At 68.5% G+C, this 22,698-nt stretch carries 18 protein-coding genes; 10 read left to right on the top strand and 8 right to left on the bottom strand.

All coding sequences use genetic code 11. From position 1 onward, the window contains the following. Positions 1–49 precede the first annotated feature (49 nt). A complete protein-coding gene (locus AB0E24_RS37995) occupies positions 50–1,390 on the bottom strand; it encodes a UDP-glucose dehydrogenase family protein (protein WP_099013993.1) in 1,341 nt (446 codons plus the stop codon). Between the two features lie 163 nt (positions 1,391–1,553). Here AB0E24_RS37995 and AB0E24_RS37990 point away from each other — a divergent pair, with 163 nt between their 5' ends. From AB0E24_RS37990 to AB0E24_RS37980, 3 genes are all read left to right on the top strand, one after another. Beyond that, positions 1,554–2,729 carry an acyl-CoA dehydrogenase gene (locus AB0E24_RS37990; protein ID WP_079257894.1) on the top strand — a complete coding sequence of 392 codons (1,176 nt, stop codon included), beginning with the start codon at positions 1,554–1,556 and terminating at the stop codon, positions 2,727–2,729. A 201-nt stretch (positions 2,730–2,930) separates the two neighbouring features. Continuing rightward, positions 2,931–3,923: a radical SAM/SPASM domain-containing protein gene (locus tag AB0E24_RS37985; RefSeq protein ID WP_349306561.1), complete on the top strand. Its 993-nt coding sequence runs from the start codon at positions 2,931–2,933 to the stop codon at positions 3,921–3,923. A 7-nt stretch (positions 3,924–3,930) separates the two neighbouring features. Further along, positions 3,931–4,725, top strand: a complete 795-nt coding sequence (locus tag AB0E24_RS37980; protein ID WP_102934868.1) for a protein kinase family protein — start codon at positions 3,931–3,933, stop codon at positions 4,723–4,725. A gap of 308 nt (positions 4,726–5,033) precedes the next feature. Here AB0E24_RS37980 and AB0E24_RS37975 read toward each other — a convergent pair whose 3' ends face one another. Next, positions 5,034–6,374 carry an NsdA family TPR-like regulatory protein gene (locus tag AB0E24_RS37975; RefSeq protein ID WP_359384148.1) on the bottom strand — a complete coding sequence of 447 codons (1,341 nt, stop codon included), beginning with the start codon at positions 6,372–6,374 and terminating at the stop codon, positions 5,034–5,036. A 745-nt stretch (positions 6,375–7,119) separates the two neighbouring features. Between AB0E24_RS37975 and AB0E24_RS37970 the strand changes: the two genes are divergently transcribed. The 3 genes from AB0E24_RS37970 to AB0E24_RS37960 all read left to right on the top strand — a co-directional run bounded on the left by AB0E24_RS37970 (position 7,120) and on the right by AB0E24_RS37960 (position 8,875). Then, positions 7,120–7,362 (top strand): hypothetical protein, encoded by a 243-nt coding sequence (locus AB0E24_RS37970; RefSeq protein WP_069873320.1) that lies wholly within the window; start codon positions 7,120–7,122, stop codon positions 7,360–7,362. A gap of 156 nt (positions 7,363–7,518) precedes the next feature. Next, a complete protein-coding gene (locus AB0E24_RS37965) occupies positions 7,519–7,962 on the top strand; it encodes a glycine-rich domain-containing protein (protein WP_359384145.1) in 444 nt (147 codons plus the stop codon). Positions 7,963–8,245: 283 nt separating this feature from the next. Then, the gene (locus tag AB0E24_RS37960; RefSeq protein WP_308311562.1) at positions 8,246–8,875 is read left to right on the top strand and encodes a protein kinase domain-containing protein; all 630 of its coding nucleotides are present in this window, start codon (positions 8,246–8,248) and stop codon (positions 8,873–8,875) included. A gap of 129 nt (positions 8,876–9,004) precedes the next feature. Here AB0E24_RS37960 and AB0E24_RS37955 read toward each other — a convergent pair whose 3' ends face one another. Then, positions 9,005–10,327, bottom strand: a complete 1,323-nt coding sequence (locus AB0E24_RS37955) for an LCP family protein (RefSeq protein ID WP_167746835.1) — start codon at positions 10,325–10,327, stop codon at positions 9,005–9,007. A 107-nt stretch (positions 10,328–10,434) separates the two neighbouring features. Here AB0E24_RS37955 and AB0E24_RS37950 point away from each other — a divergent pair, with 107 nt between their 5' ends. Beyond that, on the top strand, positions 10,435–10,995 hold the full coding sequence (locus AB0E24_RS37950) for an acyl-CoA thioesterase (RefSeq protein WP_069873312.1): 561 nt from the start codon (positions 10,435–10,437) through the stop codon (positions 10,993–10,995). Positions 10,996–11,001: 6 nt separating this feature from the next. Here AB0E24_RS37950 and AB0E24_RS37945 read toward each other — a convergent pair whose 3' ends face one another. Next, positions 11,002–12,456, bottom strand: a complete 1,455-nt coding sequence (locus AB0E24_RS37945; RefSeq protein ID WP_359384139.1) for an LCP family protein — start codon at positions 12,454–12,456, stop codon at positions 11,002–11,004. 219 nt (positions 12,457–12,675) lie between these two features. On the opposite strand from AB0E24_RS37945, the gene AB0E24_RS37940 reads away from it, so the two are divergent. Continuing rightward, positions 12,676–13,692, top strand: coding sequence for a glycosyltransferase family 2 protein (locus AB0E24_RS37940; protein WP_079257892.1), 1,017 nt, complete (start codon positions 12,676–12,678; stop codon positions 13,690–13,692). Between the two features lie 94 nt (positions 13,693–13,786). Here the strand turns inward: AB0E24_RS37940 and AB0E24_RS37935 are convergent, their stop codons facing one another. From AB0E24_RS37935 to AB0E24_RS37920, 4 genes are all read right to left on the bottom strand, one after another. After that, a complete protein-coding gene (locus AB0E24_RS37935) occupies positions 13,787–15,418 on the bottom strand; it encodes an LCP family protein (protein ID WP_359384135.1) in 1,632 nt (543 codons plus the stop codon). A gap of 87 nt (positions 15,419–15,505) precedes the next feature. Beyond that, positions 15,506–17,197, bottom strand: coding sequence for an LCP family protein (locus AB0E24_RS37930; RefSeq protein WP_359384132.1), 1,692 nt, complete (start codon positions 17,195–17,197; stop codon positions 15,506–15,508). Between the two features lie 227 nt (positions 17,198–17,424). Continuing rightward, positions 17,425–18,543 carry an LCP family protein gene (locus AB0E24_RS37925; protein ID WP_069873474.1) on the bottom strand — a complete coding sequence of 373 codons (1,119 nt, stop codon included), beginning with the start codon at positions 18,541–18,543 and terminating at the stop codon, positions 17,425–17,427. 289 nt (positions 18,544–18,832) lie between these two features. After that, a complete protein-coding gene (locus AB0E24_RS37920; RefSeq protein ID WP_359384128.1) occupies positions 18,833–19,585 on the bottom strand; it encodes a TIGR03089 family protein in 753 nt (250 codons plus the stop codon). A 128-nt stretch (positions 19,586–19,713) separates the two neighbouring features. Between AB0E24_RS37920 and AB0E24_RS37915 the strand changes: the two genes are divergently transcribed. After that, entirely contained in the window at positions 19,714–21,354 is a 1,641-nt protein-coding gene (locus tag AB0E24_RS37915) for a peptidoglycan recognition protein family protein (protein WP_359384125.1), read from the top strand. Between the two features lie 72 nt (positions 21,355–21,426). Next, complete coding sequence (manB, locus tag AB0E24_RS37910; protein WP_102934860.1) at positions 21,427–22,533, top strand: mannose-1-phosphate guanylyltransferase; 1,107 nt, start codon at positions 21,427–21,429, stop codon at positions 22,531–22,533. Positions 22,534–22,698 lie beyond the last annotated feature (165 nt).

Genomic DNA, 22,698 nt, shown 5'->3' with positions numbered 1-22,698 from the left:
CACGTACCGCACCCGCTCTGCCGGACCTCGTCCGGCAGGGGCGAGGCGGTTACGCCATCGGGCGCCCGAGGGCCCGGTAGGTCCACCCGGCGTCGCGCCAGACGTCGGGGTCCAGGGCGTTGCGCCCGTCGAGGATGCGGCGCTCGGCGACCACGGTCCCGAGGACCGCCGGGTCCAGCTCGCGGAACTCGCGCCACTCGGTGAGATGCAGCACCGCATGGGCGCCCTCCGCCGCCTCGGCCGCGCTCGCCGCGTAGGCGAGGGTCGGGAAGAGGGCGCGGGCGTTGGCCATGCCCTTGGGGTCGAAGACGGTGACCTGGGCGCCCTGGAGCTGTATCTGGCCGGCCACATTGAGCGCGGGGGAGTCCCGGACGTCGTCGGAGTCGGGCTTGAAGGTGGCGCCCAGCACCGCGACCCGCTTGCCGAGGAAGCTGCCGCCGACGGCCTCGCGGGCCAGCTCGACCATATGGCCGCGGCGCCGCATGTTGATCGAGTCGACCTCGCGGAGGAAGGTCAGCGCCTGGTCGGCGCCGAGTTCACCGGCGCGCGCCATGAAGGCCCGGATGTCCTTGGGCAGACAGCCGCCGCCGAAGCCGATCCCGGCCCGCAGGAACTTCTTGCCGATGCGCTCGTCGTAGCCGATGGCCTCGGCCAGCTTGACCACATCGCCGCCCGCCGCCTCGCAGACCTCGGCCATGGCGTTGATGAAGGAGATCTTGGTGGCGAGGAAGGAGTTGGCCGCGACCTTCACCAGCTCGGCGGTCGGGAAGTCGGTCACCACGAAGGGCGAGCCCTCGCCGATGGGCGTCTGGTACACCTCGCGGAGCAGCTTCTCGGCCCGGTCGCCGGCGACGCCGACCACGATCCGGTCCGGGTGCAGGGTGTCCTGGACGGCGAACCCCTCGCGCAGGAACTCCGGGTTCCAGGCGAGCTCGGCGTCCGCCCCCACCGGGGCCAGCTCGGCCAGCCGGGCCGCGAGCAGGTCGGCGCTGCCGACCGGCACCGTGGACTTGCCCACGACCAGCGCGGGGCGGCGCAGATGCGGGGCGAGCGAGTCCACCGCGGCGTTCACGTAACTCATGTCACATGCGTACTCGCCGTGCTTCTGCGGGGTGTTCACACAGATGAAGTGGATGTCGCCGAACTCCCCGGCCTCCTCGTAGGAGGTGGTGAAGCGCAGCCGCCCGGTGGCGCCCTCGATCCCCGCGGTATGGCGTCGCAGCAGATCCTCGAGGCCGGGCTCGTACATGGGCACCCGGCCCTGTGTGAGCATCGCGATCTTCTCGGGTACGACGTCGAGGCCGAGCACCTCGAAGCCGAGCTCCGCCATGGCCGCTGCGTGGGTGGCGCCGAGGTATCCGGTGCCGATCACGGTGATCTTGAGGGCCATGCAGTGCTCCAGAACGGTCGATCGCAGATGCGGTGCCTGAGCATAGTCGGGACCGCGGGACGGCTCAGCCGACTCTGTCAGGTAGGTCACGTATACCTACCGGGGCATCGCCCCTAGAATTCAGTTACTTAACGGTAGTTAGCACTCTTGGGGAGTGAGAGGCTTGGCGTCCTCGGTGAACGACTTCGATCTGTACCGGCCGTCGGAGGAGCACGACATGCTCCGTGACGCCGTCCGCTCTCTCGCCGAGGCGAAGATAGCCCCCTATGCCGCCGAGGTCGACGAGGAGGGCCGCTTCCCGCAGGAGGCGCTGGACGCCCTGGTCGCGAACGATCTCCATGCGGTACACGTCCCCGAGTCCTACGGCGGCTCGGGCGCGGACGCGCTGGCCACCGTGATCGTCATCGAGGAGGTGGCCCGGGTCTGCGCCTCCTCCTCCCTGATCCCGGCGGTCAACAAGCTGGGCTCGCTGCCGGTCATCCTCTCCGGCTCCGAGGAGCTGAAGAAGAAGTACCTGGCCCCGCTCGCCAAGGGCGACGCGATGTTCTCCTACTGTCTCTCCGAGCCCGACGCGGGCTCGGACGCGGCGGGGATGAAGACCAAGGCGGTGCGCGACGGCGACACCTACGTCCTCAACGGCGTCAAGCGCTGGATCACCAACGCCGGGGTCTCCGAGTACTACACGGTGATGGCCGTCACCGACCCCGAGAAGCGCTCCAAGGGCATCTCCGCCTTCGTCGTCGAGAAGTCCGACGAGGGCGTGTCCTTCGGCGCCCCCGAGAAGAAGCTCGGCATCAAGGGCTCCCCGACCCGCGAGGTCTACCTCGACAACGTCCGTATCCCCGCCGACCGGATGATCGGCGCCGAGGGCACCGGCTTCGCCACCGCCATGAAGACCCTCGACCACACCCGGATCACCATCGCCGCCCAGGCCCTCGGCATCGCCCAGGGCGCCCTCGACTACGCCAAGGGGTACGTCAAGGAGCGCAAGCAGTTCGGCAAGCCGATCGGCGACTTCCAGGGCATCCAGTTCATGCTCGCCGACATGGCGATGAAGCTGGAGGCCGCCCGGCAGCTCACCTACGCGGCGGCGGCCAGGTCCGAGCGGGTGTCCGCCGGGAGCGGCAAGGAGGACCTGACGTTCTTCGGCGCCGCGGCCAAGTGCTATGCCTCCGACGCCGCGATGGAGATCACCACCGACGCCGTCCAGCTCCTCGGCGGCTACGGCTACACCCGCGACTACCCGCTCGAGCGGATGATGCGCGACGCCAAGATCACGCAGATCTACGAGGGCACCAACCAGGTGCAGCGCATCGTGATGGCGCGCAACCTGCCGTAGAGCCTTTGTCCCAGGTCAGCGCGTCGTGGGGTAGGCGATCGAAGGCGTCAGAAGCCCGATGACCTTGCACCGATCTATGTGCGCGTCAGAGGCTGTTTCGGCGTTCCCCGAGGGACACTGACCGTGCACGCCATCGGTCGTCCACTCCCACCCAACCCTGTTTTCGTAGGCTCGTCATTGAGTGTCCCCCTGTTGATCGCCATGCGGCCGCGTGAGAAATCACGCGGCAAGGCAAGAAGGGACAGGCCAGTGACAACGGTCACGGAAGCGCAGACGATGGCCCCCCGGTTTCTGTGGCTGGACCTGACACGGAAGTGCCAGCTCCGCTGCACGCACTGCTACAACTCATCCGGGCCTGACGGTACCCACGGCGCCATGCCACACGACGAGTGGATCAGCGTTCTGGACCAGGCCGCACGCCTGGGCGTCCGCAGCGTTCAGTTCATCGGCGGCGAGCCGACCATGCACCCTCACGCCGCCGCCCTTGCCGAGCATGCGCTGGCCCTCGGCCTGCACCTTGAGATCTTCAGCAATCTCGTCCACATCACGGCGGAGTGGTGGACGCTCCTCCAGCGCGCAGGGGCCAGCCTTGCCACGTCGTACTACTCAGACCATGCAGCGGACCACAACGCGATGACCGGTCGCCCCAGCCATGCCCGGACGCGGGAGAACATCGTGAAAGCCGTTCGACTGGGCATCCCGCTGCGTGTGGGTGTCATCGGCGATAGCGAGGAGATCACCGACGCGGCCCGGCGTGATCTTGAGTCCTTGGGCGTGACGAGGATCGGTGTGGATCACGTTCGCCCCTTCGGGCGTGGTGGGCAGGACCAGGACTCGGACGCATCCGGGCTCTGTGGCCGGTGCGGTTCCGGCAGGGCTGCCATCGGCCCTGGTGGCGAGGTTTCCCCGTGTGTCTTCTCCGGTTGGATGAGCGTGGGGAACGTTCAGGAAGACGCCTTGGGGGCTATCCTCGGCGGCGGCGCCATGGCCGAGGCGAACGCGGCGATCCGCAGCGCGGTCCGCACTCAGCCCGAGCTGCAATGCGAGCCGAAAAGGTGCTACCCCGACCACAGCCCTTGTTACCCTGCCCAAACTCCCTGTAACCCCCAAGGGCAAGTCCCTCCCGCATGCAGCCCTGATGATCAGGAATGCAGCCCAGGCACTCCGTCTACGTACTGCAACCCAAGGAGATAGCGCCCTGATGACTCTCGATCCCGACCCCGGGTTCAGGGCGTTGATCAGGCCGCACACGGGCCAGGTGACCTGTATCGGTCCGCCTGACGGGCACGGGTTCAGCACGGATCTCCTTGCCGTCGTCGAATGCGAGAACGGGCCCTTCTTCGTCAAGGCGATGAAGAACCGCCCCGGTGGTCGGCGTGATCAGATGGTGCGGGAGAAGGTGATCAATCCGTTCGTTCGATCGGTCGCCCCGGCCCTGCTCTGGTCAGTTGAAGACGAGGAATGGATCGTCCTCGGGTTCGAGGTGGTCAAGGCACGAGAGACCGACTTCACGCCTGCATCAGCAGACCTGCCGGTGGTTGTGGATCTTCTCAATCGCATCCACGACATGGAGCTTCCGGGAGTCGTCCGGGACTGGACAGAGACCAGGTGGGACTGGTTCGCCGACAGGGGCGCTCCAGCCCTGTTCCGCGGCGACACGCTCCTCCACGCGGATATCAACCCGAGCAACCTGCTTATCGGCCAGCGGTCCTGGGTCGTGGACTGGTCTTGGCCGACCAGAGGCGCGGCGTTCATCGATCCGGCCATGCTCGTGGTGCAGCTCATTGCCGCCGACCACACGCCGGAGAGTGCTGAGTCGTGGGCGTCCACATGCGCGGCCTGGGTGAACGCCGACCCGAAGGCCATCGACGCCTTCGCGGTGGCCTACGCCCGCATGAACCGCCACAGGGCTCTTCGAAGGCCCGGAGAGCGGTGGCTGGCTGCCATGGCTGAGGCAACTGAGGCGTGGGCCACACACCGAGGCGTGCACCTGTGAACCACATGATCGGCGGTGACTCGTGGCCTGTGCGGACGGGTAAGTGAGCACGGGGAAATCCTGGAGGACGCCCTCTGGGGGCGTATGCGCCGGCCAGATCCGGGTGATGGGTAAAACACAGATTTACGCGGGCGCCAACCAGGTCCAGCGCATCGTGATGGCCAGGAACCGCCCGTAGCAGGGTTACTGCCCAGTCCGTGAAGCGGCCCGCCCCTCTCAACCGATCCAGCAACCCCTTCCGTGCTCTCCTCTGACCAACCAAAGAAAGTGCCCCGGCCGGAGTTATCCGGTCAGGGCACGCGCATTTCTCAGACCAGCAGCGAGGCAGGAATAACCATTCGAGCGCGGTCATTCAGGTCCCGGGCAGCGTGATTCTGTAGGTGCGGTTTGATCAGTTTCAGCATGCTTTGCATTCGCTGATCAGCCCTCCCTGATTGGACTAGCGGGTAGTCGTCAAGTGCGCTGTGCCAAGTGGCGCATGCTGCTTCCATATGCCCAATAGCGATTTGCCGTTCGGCCAGAATGGCCCGCTCCTTGACGCGAGTGCGTCGATAAACGTCATACCTCAACCGGTCTGACTGCTTCATTGCTTCGACTGCGCCAGTGACATCACCAAGCTCGTAACGAACCTGACTGGTGTGATAGTTCAAGGCCGCCGGATCATACGATCCAAATGCTTTCTGCTGAGACTCGGCCTTATCCATGGCGATTTCAGCTTCCCGAAGGTACATGAGCGCCTTGGCTTTTTCGCCAATCTGCGCCGAAGCGTGTGCCTGTTGGCCGGCAAGAAATGCTCGCATCCTGGGACCGGCCTTGGGGGATGCGGCAGCAGCGGCATCGGCAAGCCTCATCGCGGCCCTGCCATGCCCCAGGTCAACTGCCTGAACGCTCATGCCTCGCAGCGTGGTGCAATAAGTCAGGTGATCCTCTGAGGCTCCAGCCAACTGCAAAGCCTTCAAGTAATACTCCTGAGCCAGTCCGTGAACCCCTTCATCCACGGCCATGTACCCGGTGAGGTAACACAGGTCCGACGCAGCCGACATCATTGCTTTACGGACTTCTTCTGTGGCGTCGGCCCGGAGGTACGGAGCCACCGTATTGACAAGGAAAGCTGCGGCCATGGGTCGCGCATGGCGGCCACCGAACTGATCATCAAGCTCTGAGATCCGTTCGGTCATGGCAGCGACCGTATGGACGTCAGGCATCCCTATGCGCTGCACTCGCCCCGTCTGAATGGCTTCCACGCGGCCCACAACGTCCGGCCAGTTGGGTACCGTCAGCGCGACAGAGAAGAGGCTCACGCCAAGGACACTGCGGCGCGAGGGGTCCATGTCCTGCCTCCCCAAGTCGATCAACGACTCAACGGTACCCAGGCGTGCGTTCGACTCGTCGGCAGGCAGGGGGAACCCTGCCTCAGCGTGCGTGATCGGGCGGCCCAGCTTGCGGGCGAACGCCTCCAGGATCAGCGGTCGGGCAGCCTCTTTCGGCATGTGCCCCCGAAGCCACTGATGAGCGGACGGCTCCCGGTACTTCTGCGGCGTTCCGCGTTCCGTGCCGATGCGGTTGACCTCCTGTGCGAGCTGCCGCAGCGTCCACCCGGTCTCTCGGAACAGCCGTTCCAGGCCCTTGTTCGGCTCCCGCTCACTCACTCGGCGCTCAACTCCTCAGCTAAAGCAGGCGCTTAAAGCTCTTAAAAACCGCCGTTCTCGCCACGGTACCGCGATGCGTAGCGGAGCGGTTGCCTAGAGCGAGAAGGACCCCCGCGACCGTGCGACCGGTCCGGGGGCGTGGTCAACGCTGAAGAGGAGCGTCAACATGAGAAAGCGTATCGCCCGGTCCATGGAACGGTGGCTGCGGAGGTTATTCCCCGCCCCCGGCCGCCATCGGACAGTCGATGCCTCCAAGCCCACACTGGCCCCTGCCCGTGTGGCCGTACCGTTCCCGACCTGTGTGCCTACCTGTCAGGAAGACTCGCCCACGCTTCAGCTCCCACGTGTTCCGACCGTAGAGCGCTTCCCCATCGCGTGGGACACCGATCCTGTGCCGTTGTATGTCCTCCGGAGCGAGCAGCAGCGAGCGCTGGGGGCAGTGCGATGAGCGCGAACGAGCCTCCGGCTCAGCCGCAAGAGACGCAGCAGGGCCCGCCCAAGCTCCCGACTCAGAAGGAGTTGGACGACCGGGCGGAGGCACTGAACCAGCAGATTGACAAGCACCTTGGGCGCGGAGGGCAGGCTCGATGACCTCATGTGCCACGTGCGCCCGTTTGAAGCACGAGAAGGCAAAGGCCATGGAAGCCGGTGACTACCGGCGTGCCGCTGATCTCGAACTGAAAATCCGCCACCATCCGGACGGCCACAAGATGCCTCCGTTCGGTCCCCGCTGGGGGTGGATCGCATGAACGAGCAGCCGTACAAGGGCCCTCAGCCGGGCCAGGAAGCCTACGACGCTGCCGCAGAGCGCACGGGCATCCTCCAAGCCATCTGCGACGTCGATGAACTCGCCTTCGACCACCGCATGCCGGGCCCACTCGTCGCGTTCCTTCGCCCCCAGAGGGGCGGACAGGAGTGGATGACTGACTCCAGGAACCTCCAGTTCCCCAACGAGGGACGGCCGCATCCCGACTCCGGCGACGAGTAGCCCTGACGCATCCCATGACTCCACCCGCCGGACGGTGTTGATCCCCGCCTGGTGGGTGGGTGAGCCCCCGCCCTGATCGTTCGCAACAGGAAGGGCCAGCGGTCGGGGCGGGTCAGCAAGTGCCGTGCACCAATCCAACCAGGGAGGATCACAGCAATGACAGCAGTAGTGAACGACCAGCGGACCGGCCGCTCACTGGTCGGCGAAGAGTTATTCGGTAGCCTCGCTCACTTCATGGCCACCCACAACGCGCAGACCCCGGAGCGGGCCGAGCGCATCGCCGACCAGGCGGTTGCGTTCCTCGCGACCGTGACCACCGCCACCGTGCCCATGGTCCCGTCGGACGACGTGGACATGGGACTGCACGCCTTCATCCTGCACACCAAGGCGTACGCGCAGTTCTGCGACCAGCACGCCGGACGCTTCCTGCACCACAACCCGGCCCCCGGTGGTGGCGGGCGCACCCTGGAAGCCGTCACCACCACGGCGCATGCCATGAAAGCGGCGGGCTTCATGGTCTTCGATGACCTGTGGACCGTGAACGGTGAGAGCGCCGCGCAGTGTGACTCGGACTGCGGACGGGACTACAGGGCCAACTGACCGCCTGTAATGTCCGGCCGATGACGTGAAGCGGGACCGGCTCTCACAGAGGGCCGGTCCCGCCTCTGGGAGGAGTTGCGCTGTGATCCATTCGGGGCCGTACGAACTACCGGGTAGCGTGCTCGACACGCTTACGCCCGTGTCGAAGCGACAGGTACTGAACCGTCGTGGATCAACCGTTTGGGAGATCACTACAGACGGAGGCAGACATGCCGCAAAGGTCGGGTATCCAAGCGCGACGCATGCATGGACGGCCTTAGCTCCTGCCCGTGAGGGCACCATCTTGCAGCAGCTCAGCCCCGGAGGGGTGAGTTACGGCGACTGGGAGCACGGCACCTGGAACATCCAGCCCTGGCACCAGGGCGAGAGCCTGTATGACCTGTGGCAGCCGCACCGCGCCGAGGGGGCCTCATCAGAGCCCGATCTAGGCGAAGCGCTGTCGTGTGCGGAAGCTGTGGCCGCACTGCATGCCACAGGGTGGGCCCACGGAGACGTCCAACCCGCGCACTTGATCATCAGCCCCGAGGGAACGGCACTCATTGATCTCGCCCTGGCTCGCGGCGGCGACATCCCCGCCGCGTACGACTTCGGCTATCGGGGCTGTCTCGTCCACTACGAGGGCCCCGAGATCTCCCGGAGCGTGCTGGAGACCGGTACAGCCACCCCGACCATGGCAGCGGACGTCTATGCCCTCGGTGCCTCGCTCTTCATCAGCGCAACCGGACTGCGCCACGTCGCGTACCCCGACGACGCCAGCCGCAAGGCTCAGCGGCAAACCATCGTGGACGGACCGCACCGCCCGGTGAACGTGCCCGGAGTGCTCGGCAAGCTCATCGAAGCCATGCTCAGCCCCGAGCCGGCCGACCGGCCCACGAGTGCCGAAGTCTGTAAGGAACTGAGCAGCGGGCACTGAGCCCCTTGATCCGCCCCGCCCACCAGGTGCAGCGCATCGTGATGGCGCGCAACCTTCCGTAATCCTCCGGGACCAATGAGCGGCGCCGGGCCCGATCGGGCCCGGCGCCGCTCATTGGTCCGGTCCGGATCAGTTGCCGGAGACGGTGACCTTCTCGTCGTTCTTCAGCTCGCCCATCAGCTGCTTGACCTTGGTCATGTCCCACTGCACCGCGCTGCCCTTGGAGGTGGCGAGGCCGGGGTTGGAGACGGGCATGTTCATCTGCTTGCCGTCGCCGCCGGAGACGCTCTTCATCGCGAAGAACATGTCCTTCACGTCCCACAGGCTCATGTCCTTGTCGACGACCAGGTTGTCCAGGCCGGCGCCCATCGTCGGGTAGAGCTTGAAGGGGTTCAGGACGGTGCTCGGCGAGGCCGCCTTGTTGGCCAGGGCGGAGAGGAACTTCTGCTGGTTCTTGGTGCGGTCCAGGTCGCCGCCCGCGAGGCCGTAGCGCTGCCGGACGAAGGCGAGCGCCTGCTGGCCGTTCAGCGTCTGCTTGCCCTTCTTCAGGTCATTGCCGGACTTCTTGTCCTTCATGTCCTGCGGGACGTCGATGTCGACACCGCCGACGCCGTCCACGAGGTTGGCGAAGCCGTCGAAGCCGATCTCCGCGTAGTGGTCGATCTTCAGACCGGTGTTGAACTCGATGGTGCGGACGAGCAGCCCGGGGCCCTCGGAGGAGTACGACGCGTTCAGCTTGTTCTGGCTCTGCGGGATCCGCCGGCCGCTCTCCGAGCCGGTGAAGGCCGGGATGGTGACCCAGGAGTCACGCGGGAGGCTGACCATGGTGTTGCCGTTGTCACCGACATGGAGAAGGATCATGGAGTCGGTGCGGCGGCCGTCGGCCGAGCCGGTGTGCAGCTTCTTCTTGTCCTCGTCGGACATGCCCTCGCGGCTGTCCGAACCCACGATCAGGTAGTTGGTGCCCTTGCCGCCGCCCGGCCGGTCCTCGACCTTGCTGAGGTCGACCTCGCGGCGGAGCTTGGAGTCGGCCCAGAAGTAGGTGCCGATGCCGACGGCGAGCAGCAGGACGATCAGGGTGACCAGGCCGATGGTTATCCGGCGCTTCCAGTTCTTCGGCCTCACCGGACGCGGGCCGGGGCCGCCCGGACCACCGGGGCCGTAGGGGTCGCCGCCGCCGGGCCCGCCGTTGCCGTGGCCGTAGACCTGCCCGGTGTTGTAGCCGTCGTCGTAGTCGTCATAGCCCTGGGACGCCTGCTGCCGCGGGATGGTGCCGTGGGGCGAGAGATCGGGCGGCAGCGGCGGCTCGTGGCGCGGCGGTGGACCGCCCGCACCAGGTGCCGCGCGTCTCACTTGCGGCATGGCGCGCGCCCCTTCCGGCTCGGCGCTGCCGCTACCACGTCCGTACCGGCCGCTGCCGTCGCCGGTGAATCCTTGGGGCCATTCGCTCATGCAAGGCAGTGTGCCTGGTCGGGTGGGTCGCATTACAGGGCGGGGGCCGGATCGCGGCACGGCTGTTGCAGACCTGATAAGAATCTCGTCCGCATAAGGTGGACGGCATGACCAATCAGGCCCAGGGTGCGGAATCGGAGCTTCCGGGTAAGCCCACTTCCGCCTCTCGTACCACGCTGTCACATATCATGACAGGCAGTGACACCAATCTCCTCGGGACCGTCCACGGCGGCGTCATCATGAAGCTGGTGGACGACGCGGCGGGAGCGGTCGCCGGACGCCACTCCGAGGGGCCCGCGGTCACCGCGTCGATGGACGAGATGGCCTTTCTCGAACCCGTCAGAGTCGGCGACCTCGTCCATGTGAAGGCCCAGGTCAACTGGACCGGCCGGTCCTCCATGGAGATCGGGGTGCGGGTGCTGGCCGAGCGGTGGAACGAGTCCACGCCCGCCACCCAGGTCGGCAGCGCCTATCTGGTCTTCGCCGCCGTCGACGCCGACGGCAAGCCCCGGCCCGTGCCCCCGGTCATCCCGGAGAGCGAGCGGGACAAGCGGCGTTACCAGGAGGCCGAGATCCGGCGCACCCACCGGCTGGCCCGCCGCCGCGCGATCAAGGAACTCCGCGCCCGGCGCACCGACGAGGGCAGCGAGCACGACGGCCGGCGGTAACCCGGGTCACAGGGAGCGAGCAGCCCCCTCGGGGCAGACGACCTCGTCGCCGGTGACGGCCCCGAACCCGGTCTTGTCGGCCTTCGGCCCCTCGGCCCGGACCGGCCGTACGCCCGTGTAGTCCGCGCCGAGGGTGATCTGCATCACCGCGCCCTGTCCGACCACCGGCTTCAGCCGGGCCCCGGGCAGCGCGGCCGTCAGCGAGCGCACCGAACGGTCCCAGACGGGGTCGTAGGCGATCACCGTGTGCCGGACGTCGGGGGTCGCGGCGTCGGCGGGGGAGCCGGTGGTGGCGAAGCCGGTGGCGTGCAGCGCGCGGTCCGCGCGGCGGCCGAGCCCCGTCGTATTGGTGCCGTTGAGCACATGGACCCGGACCCGGGCCGGGTCCACATCGACCGGGGTGGCCGCCGTCTGCTTCGGGCGGTCGGCCACGAGCGGCCGGTCCTCGCGGAGGGTGGCGAAGAGCCGCTCGGACTTGGCCCGGTCCCAGCGGAGCGTGGAGCCGGCCCCCTTCACCGGAACGCCCGGCAGGACCACCGGGACCGAGGCGAACTCCGAGGACGCGGGGGTCACCCCGCTCATCGCCCGCCCCAGGGCGACCATGTCGGCCGCGTCGAAGCCGTTGTCGGCGCGGACCGAGCCGAGCAGAGCCCCGGCCACCCGGTTGAACCGCACCGGGTTGAGCAGGATGCCACCGGCCGTGGTCTGGTGGACCACGGCGGCCAGGAAACGCTGCTGGCGCTGGATCCGGCCCAGGTCGGAGGTGCCGTCCACATGCCGGGAGCGGACGTATTGCAGCGCCTCGCCGCCGCTCAGCACATGGGTGCCGGCCGGCAGGTCAAGACCGGTGTGGTCGTCCTTGAGCGGCCGCGCGGTGCAGATCTTGACCCCGCCGAGCACATCGACGGTCTTCATGAAGCTGGTGAAGTCGACCTCGAGGTAGTGGTCGACATGGACTCCGGTCATATGCTCCACGGTCCGCACGGTCAGGCTGGGCCCGCCCTCGGCGTACGCTGCGTTGAGTTTCCGCGGATGCCGCGGATGGAGTTTTCCGGTGGCGTCGGTGTACGCGGGGATCTGGGCGTAGGAGTCGCGGGGCAGGCTGACCGCGCTGACCCGGCGGTGGTCGGCCGACAGATGCATCAGCATGATCGTGTCCGTGCAGTGGCAGGGGGCCCCGCCCAGCCGGTACAGCGCCTTCTCCCGAGGCGTGATCTTCTCCCGTCCATCCGTGCCGACCACGAGGAAGTTGACGCCCCCGCCGGTGTGCTTCGGCCGGTTGTCCAGGCCGCCGAAGGCATCCACCCGGTGGATCCCGGATTCGAGCTCCCTGACCAGCAGATGCCCGATGCCGCTGACCGCCAGCACCAGACAGGCGCCGCCCGTGGCGAGCCGCAGCCCCCAGCGGGGGCGGCGGGCGCGGGGGCGCGACGGGCGCGGCGATCTGGCCGGTGCACTCACTCCGGGGACCTCCGTGACTTCGGCGGGCTGGGCGGAACCGCCTCACCGTAGGCCCATACGACGATCGCCCCGGCGGCCCCACGCCGCCCGTACAGCGCGCTGCCACCCGGGCGGCGCGTTCCGGTGTCCCCCATTCGCGGTAACGTGACCCCGATACCACAGTCTTTTGGGGCCCCGCCACCAGTCTCCTGGGGCCCGGCCCCCGAACCCCGAGGTGCCATGCCCCCGCATCAGCTCCCGGCCGTCTCCGTGATCATGCCGGTGCTCAATGAGGAACGCCATCTGCGCAATGCCGTGCGGCACATCCTGGAGCAGGAGTACGACGGCGAGATGGAGGTGGTGATCGCGCTCGGCCCGTCCACGGACCGCACCGACGAGATCGCCGCCGAACTGGTGGCGGAGGACCTCCGGGTGCATACGGTCCCCAACCCCACGGGCCGCACCCCCGCCGCCCTGAACGCGGCGATCAAGGCATCCCGCCATCCGGTGGTGGTGCGGGTCGACGGCCACGGCATGCTCTCGCCGGACTACATCGCGACCGCCGTACGGCTCCTGGAGGAGACCGGCGCGCAGAACGTCGGCGGGATCATGCACGCCGAGGGCGAGAACGACTGGGAGAAGGCCGTCGCCGCCGCCATGACCTCCAAGATCGGAGTGGGCAACGCGGCCTTCCACACCGGCGGTGCGGCGGCCCCCGCCGAGACCGTCTACCTGGGTGTCTTCCGCCGCGAGGCGCTGGAGCAACAGGGCGGCTACAACGAGGAGTTCATCCGCGCCCAGGACTGGGAGCTGAACTTCCGGATCCGTGAGGCCGGCGGGCTGATCTGGTTCTCGCCCGAGCTGAAGGTCTCCTACCGGCCGCGGCCGAGCGTGCGGACCCTGGCCAAGCAGTACAAGGACTACGGGCGCTGGCGCCATGTCGTCGCCCGCTTCCACCAGGGCTCGATCAATCTGCGCTATCTCGCCCCGCCGACCGCCGTCGTCGCCATCGCGGCGGGCATCGTGGTGGGCGCGGCGGTCACCCCGTGGGGCCTGGTGATCCCCGGCGGCTATCTGGCCGCGATCGCCGCGGGCTCGATCCCGGCGGGCAAGGGGCTTCCGGCGAAGGCCCGGCTGCGGATCCCGGTGGCGCTCGCGACCATGCACATGTCGTGGGGCTGGGGCTTCCTGACCAGCCCGCGGTCGCTCGCCAAGCGGGTCATCGCCAGCCGCCGCCCGGCGGTCATGGCGCGGTAGCGGCCGTCCCGCGCGGCTTCGTACGAAGGGGTCGGACCCGGGTCCGGCCCCTTCGCCGTGCCGTCATGGGATCTCACGTGCCGTCACGGGGACCTCAGAAGGTGTAGCCCGGGTTGACCTGCATACAGCCCTTCTCCTCGCCGTTGAGCGCGTCCGCGCTCTTGGGCGTCTTGCCGCCGTCGTCGTCGTCGGCCGCCGGCCGCGGATAGACGGTGCCCTGGCGCCAGTCGTTGCCGACCACCACGCTGATCTCCCGCACCGACTGCGACGACTTCACCGCGGACTCCGGCAGCTTCAGCGCCTTGGCCACGGCCAGGCCGTCGCCCTGCCGGGCCTCGTCCGGGTAGAGGACGGTGGTGTCGGCCTGCGAGATGAGCGTCGCGTTCGCGGTGGCCTTGGCGTAGCCGAGCCGCACCAGCTCGGAGGTGATGACCGAGGCCCGGCCGGGGACCGGCCCCAGGACGGTGCTTGCGGTGCCGTTCTGCACCACCACCGGGATCTCCGCCTTGGGCCCGGTGGGCGCCGGGGTCGCGTCGCGCTTCTTCTTGTCCTTGCCGTCCAGCGCGACATCGTTGCGCAGCAGCGAGAAGGTCTGCTCGGCGTCGCCCGGCTTGGGCAGTACGTAGCCACCGCCGCCGCCGTACTCCCAGGGCATGGTGATCATGGTGGTGCGCTTGGTCGGCACCCGCTTGAGGTCATTGCCCAGGTCGTACAGCCCCTTGACGGTGCCGAGGCCGTGGTCGACGGTCAGCGCGTCGGTGGCGGCCTCCGCGAGGTCCATCAGCTTGCCCGGGTCGCTGAGCTTGGTGCCCGCCTTCAGCTGGCGGATCATCGAGGTCATGTACATGTGCTGGGCCTTGGCCCGGCCTATGTCGCTGTTGTCCTCGAAGCCGTAGCGGGTGCGCAGCCACTGGAGGGCCTGGACGCCCTTGACGTTGTGGGTGCCCTTGGTCAGCTTCAGACCGGAGCCATGGCCCTTGCTGTCATGGGAGTAGACGTTGTCGTCCACACACACCGGGACGCCGCCGATGGCGTCCGCCATGGAGACCACCCCGGAGAAGTCGATCATCATGAAGTGATCGATGTAGACGCCGGTGAGCTCCTTCCAGGTGGCGACCGTGCAGCCGGGACCGCCGTGCTGGAGCGACTGGTTGATGGCCCCCTCGGTCTTCGGGTACACCGTGCCGTCGTGCGGATCGGTGCACTGGGGGATGGTCACCCGGGTGTCGCGCGGGATGCTGACCACCGACATATTGCCGCGGTCGGCCGAGACGTGCACCAGCATCTGCACATCGCCCAGTGGCTTGCGGCCGGCGTCCTGCTTGGCGCCGCCCAGCTTGACGTTCTCCGCGGTGTTCCGGCTGTCGGAGCCGATGAGCAGGATGTTGAGGGGGGTCTGGCCGGCGGCGTTGGGCTCGGGTTTGCCGATCTTGCTGTCGCCGAGGTCCAGCTCCTCCTTCTTCAGATTGCCGTTCAGGTGTTCGTAGTAGAAGTATCCGGCGCCTGCCGCGCCAAGTATCAGTACCGCCAGCGTCAGGGCGGTCCAGCGCAGGATCCGCACTCCGCGACTCCTCTTCGGCCGCCCCTGACCGCCACCCGGTCTGTGCCCCGCGCCTGGCGACGCGGGGCCCTTCCGTTCCGGCGGTCTGCCGTCCTCACCCTGCTCACGGGGTTCGGGGACGGCGGCCCGCCGACCTCTTTCCCCCCGCACATCGCTCTGCCGCATCGGGCCCTCCCCGCACTTTCTAGGTCGTCCGGCCCGATGGCCCCGCGAGGCCCCGATGGACGAGATGGATCCGCCGGCCGACGACGGTCACTTGGCGCAGACGTTCTTGTCGTCGGCCCCGACCCTCTGGATATCCTTCGGCGCCTTCGACGGAGCGGAGATGGGGGTACCGGCGCCCTTGAAGTCCGCGCCGAGCGTCAGGGTCATCTCCGCCATCGGCTCGGCGTCCTTCGTGCCTTGCTTCATGGCGGAGGCGGGCAGCCCCATGCTGTCGGCCAGCCGGCGCGCCTGGTCGGCCTGGTTGGGAGCGTACTCCAGCGTCGTCTTCTTCAGCTCTGACGGAGCGTTTCCACCGTTGCTGGTGCGGAGCATCCCCTCGGTGTTCTGCATCCAGTCGACGGTCTCCTGGGCGGCGCCGAACTGCCCACTGCCGTTGAGCACCTTGACCCGGACGTCGGCGGGGTCGGCCTTCGGCCCCTTCAGCAGCGCCGCCTGCTTGTCCTTGGCGGCCTTCTCCTTCTCCTTGACCTCGGTCAGGGAGACATCCTGGCGGACCATGGCGAACAGCGGTTCGGCCTTGGTCTTGTCGAGCAGCACGGTCGCACCGTCGGTGTTGTCGACGACCGGGACGGTCGCGAAGGTGACGTTCTTGAGGTCGACCTTGCTCAGGTTCTTCCCCAGCGAGGCCAGCTTGGAGACGGTGCCGATGCCGGTGTCCACGGTGAGCGCCTTGGTGGCCGTCTGGGCCAGGCCCCACAGCTTGCCCGGGCTGGAGAGCGTGCCGCTGGACTTCATCTTGCGCATCAGCGAGCTCAGGAACTGCTGCTGGAGCTTGATCCGGTCCAGGTCGCCGCCGAAGCCGACGGTGTGCCGGGTCCGGACGAACGCCAGCGCCTCCTCGCCCTCGATCGTATGGCGGCCCTTCTTGAGGTTCAGATGCGACTTGGGGTCGTTGACGTCCTTGGCGAGGCACACCTCGACCCCGCCGACCGCCGAGGACATCTCCTTGACCGCGTTGAAGTCGGCCATCATGAAGTGGTCGATCTCGAGCCCGGTGAGCTTCTCGACCGTCTGCCAGGTGCAGCCGGGGTCACGCCCCTCCTGGCCCAGACTGGTGTTGAAGCGCACCTCCGACTCGCCCGGGATGCTCTTGAAGGAGCCGTCCTCCTGCTTGGTGCGGCAGTCCGGGATGTCGGTGATCATGTCGCGCGGAATGGACAGCACGGTCGCGTTGGACCGGTCCTCGGAGACATGGAACAGCAGCGTGGTGTCGGCGTGTCCGACGCTACCCGCGTCACCGTAGCCTTCGTTCCCCTTGCCGTCGCGCCGGTCGGTGCCGATCAGCAGGATGTTCATCGGGCCGTCGGAGACCGCGGCGTTGTTCTCGCCGACATCGACCTTGCTGATGTTGCTATTCAGGTGCTGATAGACGAAGTACGCCGCGGCCGAGCCGCCCACCAGCAGAAACGCCAGTGTGCCGCTGCCCCAGTAGAGCGCCTTCTTCGCCTTCGACTTCTTCGGCTTCGGCTTGCGACGGCTGACCGGGCCCGTCGCCTCCTCCTTCTCCTCCCGCTTCGCCGCACGGCGGCGCCCTCTGGGCTCGGAGCCGGCGGCGCCGTCACCGCTCGACGATCTGGGGACCCGTCGCAGCTCGGTGGTGTCGTCCGCCGATGTTTCGGCCGGGTTCAGCCGCAGTTCGTAGTTGCCCGTATTCGGGTCGAACACCCACTGATCGGCTGGGTCGAATTCACCCGCCCCGCCAGGGCCTTGCGCGTCCACGGTCGCCTGTGTCCTCCGTCGGTGCCACGCGGCGCCTCCCCCTCAAGGCGCTCCATCCTTCTTCGTGCAGTGCGCGGCCACCTCGTAGAGCGCACCGGATCGCTCACACTATCCGTCCAGATCAGCGTCAAGCGACGCCGGTGACAAATTCCACTTCCCTACAACTGGGCAATCTGCTCAATCCTTATCTGATCCTTCACGAATCGTGGCTCCTCCTTATGGTCCTTTTACTCGCAGATGCCGCGCGCCGCCGTCGTCCCCTGGTACGAACCGAGGCCGGCGGTCTTCGGGACACCGCTCGTCGAAGCCGTCACGGCATGGGACACCGGAACCGGCCGGTCCAGCCGCAACTGCCGGAACAAGCGGTCGGCATCGGGTTGGACGAGCTCATCGCGGTTTTTGTTGTACGTGTACGGCTGGCGCGGAATCGTGAGGAACCGGATCTTCTCCCGGGGGATGTCCCGCAGACCGCGCACCAGATCGTACAGATCTTTGAGCGAATCCAGCCCCGGATCCGTGGTCAGCGAGGAGGTCGCCGCGTTGAGCACCGGATACAGCTTCGCCGGATTGAGCAGCACACCATTGCTCTGCACTTTCTTCACAAGCGAGCTCATGAACTCTTGTTGTCTGCCGATGCGCTCCGTGTCGCTGCCGTCGCCGATGCTGTACCGGGCGCGCACATAGCCCAGGGCCTGCTCCCCGTGGAGGACCTGACGGCCCGCGGGCAGTTTCAGATGCGCGTCATCGTCGTCGACGGGCTCCTTCAGGCACATCTCCACCCCGCCGACCGCGTTCACCAGCCGCTTGAAGCCGTTGAAGTCCACGATCACATGGTGGTCGACGCGGATCCCGGTCAGCTTCTCGACGGTGCGGATCGTGCAGGCCGCGCCACCGGTTTCGAACGCCCAGTTGAACTGGGCGAACCGGGCCTGGGCCGGTTTTCCGCCCGGCCGGTCGCAGGCCGGGATGTCCACCATCAGATCGCGCGGGATGGAGACGGCGGTGGCGCTCCTGCCGCCGGCCTGGAGATGCAGCAGGATCGTGGTGTCCGAGCGCTGGGTGCCGGTGTCCCTGCCGTATTTGCCGTTGCCCTCGCCGCCCCGGTTGTCGGAGCCGATCAGCAGGATGTTCTGCGCGTCCCGCACCACCGACACCGGCCGCTCGGCCTCGTACTTCCTCAGCTCGTGCGCGGTACGGGTATCGGTGCGGATATTGCCGTCGAGGCGCTCGTAGAACCACCACCCCACCCCGGAGGCCGACAGCACCAGCACGGCCATGCCCAGCGCCAGGACACGCGGCCAGCGGCGCCTGCGTCTCGGTATGGGATCAGAGCTGTCGGTCGTCACGTCCGCGTCCTCCCACCCGTCCTCCGCCCGTGGGCGGAGCGGCATCGCATGCCGGGAACCCGATTACCGGTCCGAGGACCGGTCCGATGACCGGGACGCCGGGCGCCGGGACACCGGTGACCGGAATACCGGGCGCCGGAGTGCTCCCGGGGTACCGATTACCGGAACAGACATGCGAAGCCCGCGCATGGTTGTACGTATCCGTAGATCATCGCGGGGTGGGCGACGCGGCCCGTGGACTGGGCCCTCGGTCCGCCGGACGGGTCAGGGTGCGGTGGCGGTGAGCGGGTCAGGGTGTGGTGGCGGTGACGCGCTCGCTCTCCTTGCGCTCGGCCAGCTCCTTGTCGTCCAGCCGGTCCAGATGGCGGCAGAGCACCACCGAACCACCGCTGACCAGCGGCGCGTACAGCCCGTACGACAGCCCCTCCCAGATGTCGTACGGCAGCCCCGAGAGGATCCGCGAACCGGGCCCGAGCCCCCGCCCGGCGGCGTCGGCGTGCGCCCGCTCCACCACCTCGGCGCTCGTCAGCTCCACCCCGCCGACGGCCAGCGCGGGCGTATCCGGATCCACCGGGGAGTACGGGGCGAAGCGGTCGCCCTGGCTGGGCACCTCCACGGCGTAGTCCGCGAACCCGTCCGGCAACTGGCGGAAGCGGCCGCCCAGCGGCTGGAGCGACAGCGCCACCCGCTCCCCGGCGCACTCCCGCGCCTCCTCGAGGGTGTCGGGGCCGCTGACGACGAGGTCGGCGGAGGCCGGGTCGCCCCCGATGTCCACGAGGACCCCGACCGAGGAACAGGCCACCAGCCACACGGCGGTCTGCCAGTGGGCGGGAAGCAGCAGTGCGCATCTCTCGCCGGGCGCGGCGGCGAGATCGTCCTGGAGGAGATTGGCGGTCTTCGCCACCCAATTGGCGAAGGTGGCCACGGAGAGTTCGACACGTTCGCCCGTGGCGTCGTCGTAGAAGGTGACAAACGGGCGGGAAGGGTCCGCGTCGAGCGCGGATCCCAGCAGGTCGGCAGGGGTGCGATCGGTGGCGTTCACCCGCGCAAGCCTACGCGCCGAATATACGGCTCGGACGGGGCCTGTTGGGTCCGGGCCGCCGGACGGTCCGTGACGTGTCCGCTCTTCCGAATGGACAGTTTTGTCGCTGTATGTAGACGATTTCAATCATGCGTGCATACCTGGCATCCTCGATCGGCGTCGCGTGCACCGCCGCCCTCGCCCTTCCCCTCGCCCTCCACCCCGACCCCGCCCACGCCCGGGCCGAACGGACCGTCGCCGCGGGTTCCACACAGTCGCTGCCGCTCAGGCCGCTTGTCGGGGGCGGGCTCGATGGGGGTGTTGGCCGGGGCGTTGATGGGGGCGTCGATCGGGATGTCGCTCGGGACGTCGGTGGGGGTGCTGATCGGGACGTGGGTCGGGAGGCCGACGAGGACGTGGGTCGGGAGGTCGATGAGGGCGCGGGGCGGGGCGTTGGTCGGGGTGCCGTCCCGAGCGTCGATCGGGGCGTCGCGGTGCCCGGCGCCGACGCTCCGGCCGCCGACCGAGGCGTCACCGCGTCGGGCGTACGGCCGTTCTCGCTCGTCGGCGTCGTCTGGGACCGGCCCGCCGCCGAACTCCGCGGCCGGGCGCAGGTGCGCACCCGTACGGTCGGCGGCGAGTGGACCCCCTGGCGCGAGCTGCTGCCGTACGGGGACGAGGCCCCCGACCCCGACTCGCCCGAACGCCTGGCCGCACGGGCCCACGGCGGCACGGCGCCGCTGTGGGTCGGCGCCTCGGACGGCGTCCAGGCGCGGGTCAGGCCCGAACCGGCCTCGGCCGCGGACGCGCGGGCCGCGGCGGCCCTGCCGAGCGGGCTGCGGCTGGAGCTGATCGACCCCGGCGAGGCCCCGGCGCCGCCGCCCCCGGACCGGGCCGCGCTCCGCGCCCTCCCGGCGCGTCCGGTGCCGACGGCGGGGGGTGTCGCGAGGACGGGCGGGGCGTCGGCGGGTGCGGTGCCGACAGCGCCGGGTGCGAGGCCGTCGGCGGGAGCGTCCCGGAAGCCGCCCTCGGGATCCTCCGGAGCGTCCGCCAAGCCGCGGCCGTACCCCGCCACCCGGCAACCGAGCCCCGCCACCCCGCCGTCCATCCGGCCGTCCACCCCGCCGTCCACTCCGCCGTCCAGTGCGCTCCCGGCGGAGGTGACCAAGGCGAACGCCGCCCGGTACAGCGCGCCGCGGCCCCGCATCGTCACGCGTGCGGGCTGGGGCGCCGACGAGAAGATCCGCGAAACGGGCCATGTCTACAGCAAGACCGTGAAGGTCGCCTTCATCCACCACACCGTGACGGGCAATAAGTACAGCTGCTCCGAGGCGCCCTCCCTTTTGCGCAGTATCTACCGCTACCACGTGAAGAGCCTGGGATGGCGTGACTACGGCTACAACTTCACCATCGACAAGTGCGGAAATATCTACGAAGGCCGCTCCGGCGGGGTGGCCAAAGCCGTACGCGGAGCACACACCCTGGGCTTCAACACCGACAGCATGGGCGTCGCCGTTCTCGGCACTTTCTCCACCCAGAAGCCCCCGGCCAAGGCCGTGACGGCCATCGCGAAGCTGACCGCGTGGAAACTGGGTCTCTTCAAGCGGAATCCGCGCGGCGCCACGCATCTGGTGTCCGGAGGCGGCAACAAGTACAAAGAGGGCGCCAGCGTAAAGCTCGATGTGATCGCGGGTCACCGCGACGGCTTCGCCACCGAGTGCCCGGGCGAGCGTCTCCACGAGAAGCTCGGTTCGGTACGGAAGGCAGCCGCCCGCCTCCAGGGGCGCTGATCAGGCGCGGTCCGGGGATCTGCATACACTGGCCGCCGACCGGCGAGCCCCACCAGGAAGCAGAGACGATACGTGACCAAAGCGCCAGCAACGCTATCGCCGGAGGCGATCCTCCTGGTCGGCGGCAAGGGAACCCGGTTGCGCCCGATGACGGTGCACACTCCCAAGCCGATGGTCCCGGCGGCCGGCGTTCCGTTTCTGACCCACCAACTCGCCCGCGCCCGCGCCGCCGGGGTCGAGCACATCGTGCTCGCCACCTCCTACCTGGCGGAGGTCTTCGAGCCGTACTTCGGTGACGGCTCCTCGCTCGGCCTGCACCTGGAGTACGTCACGGAGGTGGAACCGCTCGGCACCGGCGGCGCCATCCGGAACGTCGCCTCCCGGCTGCGCTCGGGCCCCGACGACCCGGTGCTCATCTTCAACGGCGACATCCTCACCGGCCTCGACATCCGTGCCCTGGTCGACAACCACCGCACGACGGGCGCCGACGTCTCCCTGCACCTCACCCGGGTCACCGACCCCCGTGCGTACGGGCTGGTGCCCACCGACGAACACGGTAGGGTCACCGCCTTCCTGGAGAAGCCGCAGACCCCCGAGGAGATCGTCACCGACCAGATCAACGCGGGCGCGTACGTCTTCAACCGCTCGGTCATCGACACGATCCCCGCCGACCGCCCCGTCTCCGTCGAACGCGAGACCTTCCCCGGACTGCTCGCCGACGGCGCGCATCTGCAAGGCATGGTCGACTCCACGTACTGGCTCGACCTCGGCACCCCCCAGGCGTTCGTCCGCGGCTCCGCGGACCTGGTGCTGGGCCGCGCCCCCTCCCCGGCCGTACCGGGCCGCTGCGGAGACCGCCTCGTCCTGGACAGCGCCTCGGTCGCGGTCGACGCCAAGCTGACCGGCGGCACGGTCATCGGCCCACAGGCCCGGGTGGGCGCGGGCGCCCGCATCGACGGCAGCACGGTGCTGGAGGGCGCCATCGTGGAGGAAGGCGCACAGGTGCACGACTCACTCGTCGGCGCGGGCGCCCGGATCGGCGCCCGCACGGTGCTCCAGGGCGCGGTCGTCGGAGACGGCGCCCTGGTCGGCCCGGACAACGAACTACGGGACGGCGTACGAGTGTGGTGCGGCGCGGACATCCCAGCAGGCGCGGTCCGCTTCTCATCCGACCAGTGACAACCCCGAACCCCCACCCGAACCCACACGAGCCCAGCCCCTCCAACCCCAACCCCTCCAACCCCAGCCCCTCCGGCGCTTGAGGAGCGGGGCCGGGGGCGGAGCCCCAGCGGGGTGACGGGGCGGAGCCCCGTCTTTCGGGAAGGGGCGGGGTGGGGGACTCAC

Origin of the sequence: Streptomyces malaysiensis subsp. malaysiensis, from assembly GCF_040653035.1 — a bacterium.
Taxonomy (GTDB): Bacteria; Actinomycetota; Actinomycetes; order Streptomycetales; family Streptomycetaceae; genus Streptomyces; species Streptomyces malaysiensis.
This window is presented reverse-complemented; position numbering and strand designations above follow the sequence as displayed.

Coding starts and splice junctions, on each gene's coding strand:
- AB0E24_RS37965 (WP_359384145.1), top strand. CDS start 7,519: ATGACAGCAGTAGTGAACGACCAGCGGACCGGCCGCTCACTGGTCGGC.
- AB0E24_RS37995 (WP_099013993.1), bottom strand. CDS start 1,390: ATGGCCCTCAAGATCACCGTGATCGGCACCGGATACCTCGGCGCCACC.
- AB0E24_RS37980 (WP_102934868.1), top strand. CDS start 3,931: ATGACTCTCGATCCCGACCCCGGGTTCAGGGCGTTGATCAGGCCGCAC.
- AB0E24_RS37915 (WP_359384125.1), top strand. CDS start 19,714: ATGCGTGCATACCTGGCATCCTCGATCGGCGTCGCGTGCACCGCCGCC.
- AB0E24_RS37950 (WP_069873312.1), top strand. CDS start 10,435: ATGACCAATCAGGCCCAGGGTGCGGAATCGGAGCTTCCGGGTAAGCCC.
- AB0E24_RS37940 (WP_079257892.1), top strand. CDS start 12,676: ATGCCCCCGCATCAGCTCCCGGCCGTCTCCGTGATCATGCCGGTGCTC.
- AB0E24_RS37955 (WP_167746835.1), bottom strand. CDS start 10,327: ATGAGCGAATGGCCCCAAGGATTCACCGGCGACGGCAGCGGCCGGTAC.
- AB0E24_RS37970 (WP_069873320.1), top strand. CDS start 7,120: ATGAACGAGCAGCCGTACAAGGGCCCTCAGCCGGGCCAGGAAGCCTAC.
- AB0E24_RS37935 (WP_359384135.1), bottom strand. CDS start 15,418: ATGCGGCAGAGCGATGTGCGGGGGGAAAGAGGTCGGCGGGCCGCCGTC.
- AB0E24_RS37985 (WP_349306561.1), top strand. CDS start 2,931: ATGCGGCCGCGTGAGAAATCACGCGGCAAGGCAAGAAGGGACAGGCCA.